This window comes from Mesorhizobium sp. M7A.F.Ca.CA.002.09.1.1, assembly GCF_003998555.1.
GTDB lineage: Bacteria > Pseudomonadota > Alphaproteobacteria > Rhizobiales > Rhizobiaceae > Mesorhizobium > Mesorhizobium ciceri.
The window spans coordinates 1-5,778 of record NZ_RZRR01000296.1; the positions used below are offsets into that span (position 1 = coordinate 1).

The window sequence follows — 5,778 nt, forward strand, 5'->3', positions numbered from 1 at the left end:
CTGGTCTTCCATTCGCTTGGCGAGGAGAGCATCTCCAAGCTGATGGCGCGGGCGGAGGAGACCGAGGGCAGGGCGCTGCCGCTCGACGACGAGGCGCGGGCCATGCTCATCCGCATGAGCGATGGCGACGGCCGCGCCTCTCTTACCCTGGCAGAGGAAGTCTGGCGAGCAGCCAAGCCCGGCGAGGTCTTCGATTCCGAGGGTCTGCAGCGCATCGTCCAGCGCCGCGCGCCAATCTACGACAAGGGCCAGGACGGCCATTACAATCTGATCTCGGCGCTGCACAAATCGGTACGCGGTTCAGATCCTGACGCGGCTCTCTACTATCTCGCACGCATGTTCGATGCCGGCGAGGATCCGCTCTATCTAGGCCGCCGGCTGGTGCGCATGGCCATGGAAGACATCGGCCTTGCCGACCCGCAGGCGCTTGTCGTCGCCAATGCCGCCAAGGATGCCTACGACTATCTCGGCTCGCCCGAGGGCGAACTCGCCTTTGCCGAGGCCACCGTCTATCTCGCCACCGCGCCCAAATCCAACGCCGTCTACAACGCTTTCAAGGCCGCCACGCGGGCCGCCAAGGAACACGGCTCGCTGCTGCCGCCCAAGCACATCCTCAACGCGCCGACCAAGCTGATGAAAGAGGAGGATTACGGCGCGGGCTACCGCTACGACCATGACGAGCCGGATGCCTTTTCGGGGCAGGATTATTTTCCGGAGAAGATGGGTCGCCAGACCTTCTATGATCCGCCCGAGCGCGGCTTCGAGCGCGATATCAGGAAGCGGCTCGATTATTGGGCAAAGCTGCGCAAAGAGCGGGAATAGCCGGGTTGCGTGAGGCTATTGACCAGATCCAGCAGGCAGCCAGCCGGCCGCGGTAGCAGGGCCGTTGTGTGGTAACCCAAAAAACCTTATCAAGGCGCACGACCGGGCGGTGGCCATTGCCTTGATTTGGGCACCTCATTCGCAACAGGATCGCGCTTGGCGCGTGGAAAAATGACAAAAAATCTTCGCAAATCCCTTCGCAAATTCGCCATTGCCATCCCGCTTCTCGCCCTTGGCTTCTATTTCATCCCCATCCTGACGACGATCTTCATCGTCTGCGGCCTGATCGACGTGCTGCGCAACGACCGCAAGGATCTGTCGCTGTTCTCAGGCTATTTTCTCGGCAACGGCCTGTTCACCTGGCTGCTTTCGCCGTTCAACCTGCTGGTCGACCTCTTGTGCTACAGAAATCCTGGCGTGTGGAAGCTGGAGCAGTTTCCCGCCGACTATCAGCGCGAGGTCAACGAGGTCCTGGACATCTTCAAGGCGCGCAAGGATGAGATCATCGCCGATATCGATGCCAATTTCGGCGCCGGCCGGCGCGGCATGTATGTCTACCAGTGGTACGGCAAGCACAGGATCGACAACGTCGCCGAGTTCAACAAGGATTTCAAATACATCAAGACCATCGCCGTTTCCGTCTTCAGCAAGCGCGAATCGACGTCCTGGCATTTCGGCCCGCTGCGGCTCAGCTTGCGCATCCTCTACAATCTGATCCCGGTGAAGTCGGAGATTTTCGTCGAGTGCGGCAACGTCAAGAATTACTGGTACGACAATCCGCTGTTCATCTTCGACGACACGCTGCTGCATCGCTCGGTCAACGAGTATGACGGCCGCCGCTACTGCGTGTTCATGGACATTATCAGGCCATCGCCGGTTCCCCGCCTCATCGCGGGTATGCTGGCCATCGTCTCGGTGAGCGTCGAGCGCATCAATTCCATGTTCTACAAGAACTGGAAAATGATCGGTTCGACCAAGCCGAAGAATGCCGGGACGACCTGAGCTTTGGAAAATCGGCGCTGCCGGCCCTGCCGGCAGCGTTTGGGTGCTCTGCATGTGAGACTTGGCCAATCCTTGTCGGCCGCTCATGCGCCGGAACGGATCCTGGCTGCATAAACGGTAGTCCGGGCTGGCTTTGATAGTTCTGCCTCTTCTCCTTCTGGCGGCCGCAAGTGACGAAGAACAAATCTCTCGGATTTTGGGCAACGACATATGTGTGCACCGCTCTTGTGGGAATTGCTCTTGCTCTCATCTATGTAGAGCTTGAACAGCCTGTCTATTACTGGGACTTCGCTGCCTATTTCGACACGTTTAGCCGGCAGGGCACGCTCTTGGTTCAGAGCCCTCTCGAGTGGCTCAGCCATTTGAGGACCTCGATCGCCACCGACGACTACAGTGCGGCGATCCTGGTGCCGCTGATGCCGTTTTACATCATTTTTGGCGATTCGAGGTTTTCCTACATCGCCGGAATAGTCGCTGTTTACCTGGTTCCGACCGCTCTTCTCATCGGCAGAACAAGCTATCTGGAGGCGGCGACCGGGACGCCTTCATGCCGAAGCTGGCTCACCGTATGGATTGCGGCCTTTCTCTACACGCCCTTCTGGGCGGCGACGCTTCGTGGGTTGCCGGACATTGCCGGCTGTCTCGCGCTTTGCGCGGCAACCTATTTTCTCTGGAAATCGAGGTTCCTGACCCGTGAACCGGTGATCAGCGGCATGCGTGTCGGCGTATGCCTGTGGTTGGCATTCGTGCTGCGCCGCTGGTATGCTTATCCCGTCATCGGGGTCGGAACTTCCGCGGCCTTCTTCTGTTTTCTGCAGGTCGCGAAAGACCGCGACGTCCCGGCACTCCGCAATGCCGCCGTCGGGGGCCTGTGTGTGATCCTCGTGGTTGTCGGAGCCGCGCTGACCTTCCAGCAACCCCTGGTCCTCAAGATACTGGGAACCAGCTATGGCGACCTTTACAGCGGATACAAGACAAGCTTCGTTTCACAGGTTGACCAGGCAGGATCGCGGCTCAGCTATGTGAACTGGCTGTTGATCGTATTTGGCGCTTACATCTCCATCATACGCCAAAACAGATTTTCCCTGTTCTGTGCCGTTGCTTCGGTACTTACCTTCTTCCTCTTCACCCGCATGCAGGACCCGGATCGCCACCATTCGGTGCCAATGTTTCTTTGGCTTTTTCCTGCCTACGCCCAGGCAATCGTTGCGATCGTTTCGATGCCGGCGCTGAGATCGCGATGGTCGAACGCCGCGATAGCCGTTGCCGCCGTGCTGGCGTTTTTCGGTACTTTTTTCCCAATTGGCCGCCAGGTGCTGTCACCGATCAGCTACGTCTTTGCCAGGGAAGCCACGCTCCCGCTGCAACTCGACAATCTTCCAGAATACAGGCGTCTTATCGATGACCTTCTTGGAAAGATGGGACCTGGGGACCGGTTGTCGGTATTTGCGTCCAGCGGGATCATGAGCGACTCATTGCTCTATGAAATGGACAAGGACCTTTACCCTCGCATCGAGTGGGCTTGTCAGGTCGATAGTCGCGATCGATTCAGACCGGCGGCGTTGTAGTCCAAATACGTTGTCGTGACCGATCCGCCCGTTACCCATCTGCAGCCGGGTGCGCAGCTCTGTGTCTCGATACCGGACCAATACATTGTCGAGGGCAAAGGCATCGGCGCAGCATACAGGCGCATCGCGGCGTACCAGCTGTCCGGCGACGTCAAGGGCTACCTCTACGAACAGGCGCGCCCTATCGGCAAAACGGAGATCGATGACCTCTATAACGAGTTCAGGAAAAAATATCCGGGATGGGCAACGCCTGAGTGGTGACGAGCTCGGCTGGTCCGTGCGGTTGCGCCCACAACGAGGGATTGACCGGGCAGCCCTGCGGGGGCAGTAAACGGTCATGTTCAATCTGTTTCTCGTCTTCCTCGGTGGCGGCATCGGTGCCGGGATTCGTCACCTTACCAACATCGGCGCGCTGCGTTTTGTCGGCCCCAACTATCCCTGGGGCACGATGGCCATCAACGTCATCGGCTCCTTCGCCATGGGGCTGTTCATCGCCTCCATGATGCGCCGTGGCGGATCGAACGAGGTCAGGCTGTTCGTTGCCACCGGCATTCTTGGCGGCTTCACCACCTTCTCAGCCTTTTCGCTCGATTTCGCGACGCTGTGGGAGCGGGGAGCCACGCTGCCTGCGCTGGGTTATGCCCTTGCCAGCGTCATTGGCGCCATTATCGCCCTGTTTCTGGGACTTTGGCTCGCAAGAAGCCTGCCTTAGTGCTATTGCCGCGCCAAGAACAGGCCGAGCTTGGCTCGGGAAACGGATAAGCGACAAAAAACATGGCAGGCGTTGAACAGATCACGGTGGAAGCCGGCGAGGCGGGCATGCGGCTCGACCGCTGGTTCAAGACCCATTTCCCGGGCCTTGGTTTCGGCCATTTGCAGAAGCTTCTGCGCTCCGGCCAGATCCGTGTCGACGGCGGCCGGGTCAAGGCCGACACCCGTGTCGAGCCCGGCCAGATGGTTCGCGTCCCACCGCTCGAGGTTGACAAGAAGGGCGAGAGTGCGCTGACCGGCCACTCGATCCGCAACCAGGGCGATGCCGATGTCCTGTCGAAAATGCTGATCCATGAAGACCCTAAGGTTTTCGTCTTCAACAAGCCGGCGGGCCTTGCGGTGCAGGGCGGCTCGGGCGTCACCCGCAATGTCGACGACATGCTGGAGGCCTGGCGCAACCAGAAGGGCGAGAAGCCCAGACTGGTTCACAGGCTTGACCGCGACACTTCGGGCGTGCTGGTCGTCGCCCGCACCCGACTGGCCGCCATGAAGCTCTCGGAAGCATTTCGCGCCCGCGAGACCAAGAAGACCTATTGGGCGCTGGTCAAGGGCGTGCCGCCCAAGCGCGAGGACAAGATCTCGACCTGGCTGATCAAGGAGCCGACGCCGGACGGTGACCGCGTGCGGGTCGCCGCGCATGGCGAAAAGGGCGCCGACCACGCCGTCTCTTATTACCGGATCATCGAGCAGGCGGCGCAGACGATGACCTGGCTGGAGATGGAGCCTTATACCGGCCGCACCCACCAGCTTCGCGTTCATGCCGCCTACATCGGCTGCCCGATCCTGGGCGATCCGAAATATTTCGAGGCCGACACCAATTGGGACTTTCCCGGGGGCATTCAAAACCGCCTGCATCTGCACGCCCGCCGCATCATCATTCCGCATCCCGACAAGGGCGTCATCGATGTCACGGCGCCAATGCCACCGCATATGCGCCAGAGCTGGAACCTGATCGGCTTCGACGACGCCAGCGCGGAGGACTGATCGTGAGCGGCGCCACCGACGCGCTCGACCGGCGCGACACGGTCGACCTGGCCGCCGCCGCGATCATGGTCGGGCTGACCTTTTCCTGGGGGCTGAATTACGTCGCCGCCAAGATCTCCTACGCTGGCTATGATCCGGTTTTCCTGTCGATCGCGCGCTCGATCATCGGCGGCATGTGTGTCTTTGCCTGGTGCCGGTGGCGCGGCATCGCGCTTTTCACGCGCGACGGGACCTTGCTCGCCGGCATCTTGGTTGGCGCGCTTTTCGGCATCGAGTTCCTTTGCCTCTATGTCGGCCTGGAGCATACGACCGTTGCCCGCAACACGCTGCTGGTCAACACCATGCCGTTCTGGATGCTGCTCGGCGGCCATTTCCTGCTCGGCGAGCAGATCACGTTGAGAAAATTCCTTGGCCTGCTGCTGGCCTTTGCCGGCCTTGCCGCGGTGTTTTCCGACAAGCTTGGCGGCGGCGGAGACATGCTGTTCGGCGATCTGCTGAGCCTTGGCTCCGGATTCTTCTGGGCTTTGACCAACATCCTCATCAAGCGGTCGAAGCTGGTCGAGGCGAGCGCCGAGAAGCTGCTGCTTTACCAGCTCGCCGGGGCAGCGATCGTGGGTGTATTGGTGCTGCC

General features: G+C 60.2%; 6 protein-coding genes and 1 pseudogene. All 7 read left to right on the forward strand.

Annotated features, from left to right (window positions below; all coding sequences use genetic code 11):
- Nucleotides 1-822: pseudogene (locus EN994_RS14880) on the forward strand (replication-associated recombination protein A); the annotation flags it as partial.
- A gap of 171 nt (nucleotides 823-993) precedes the next feature.
- Nucleotides 994-1,824, forward strand: coding sequence for an aspartyl/asparaginyl beta-hydroxylase domain-containing protein (locus EN994_RS14885; protein WP_063168068.1), 831 nt, complete (start codon nucleotides 994-996; stop codon nucleotides 1,822-1,824).
- A 170-nt stretch (nucleotides 1,825-1,994) separates the two neighbouring features.
- Nucleotides 1,995-3,392: a hypothetical protein gene (locus EN994_RS14890; protein WP_245466032.1), complete on the forward strand. Its 1,398-nt coding sequence runs from the start codon at nucleotides 1,995-1,997 to the stop codon at nucleotides 3,390-3,392.
- 15 nt (nucleotides 3,393-3,407) lie between these two features.
- Complete coding sequence (locus tag EN994_RS36080) at nucleotides 3,408-3,653, forward strand: hypothetical protein (RefSeq protein ID WP_245466033.1); 246 nt, start codon at nucleotides 3,408-3,410, stop codon at nucleotides 3,651-3,653.
- A 76-nt stretch (nucleotides 3,654-3,729) separates the two neighbouring features.
- A complete protein-coding gene (gene crcB / locus EN994_RS14895) occupies nucleotides 3,730-4,104 on the forward strand; it encodes a fluoride efflux transporter CrcB (protein ID WP_063168066.1) in 375 nt (124 codons plus the stop codon).
- A 62-nt stretch (nucleotides 4,105-4,166) separates the two neighbouring features.
- Complete coding sequence (locus EN994_RS14900) at nucleotides 4,167-5,147, forward strand: RluA family pseudouridine synthase (protein WP_024505072.1); 981 nt, start codon at nucleotides 4,167-4,169, stop codon at nucleotides 5,145-5,147.
- Between the two features lie 2 nt (nucleotides 5,148-5,149).
- Nucleotides 5,150-5,778, forward strand: a 629-nt coding sequence (locus EN994_RS14905) for a DMT family transporter (protein ID WP_164745928.1), incomplete at its 3' end; no start/stop codon positions are given.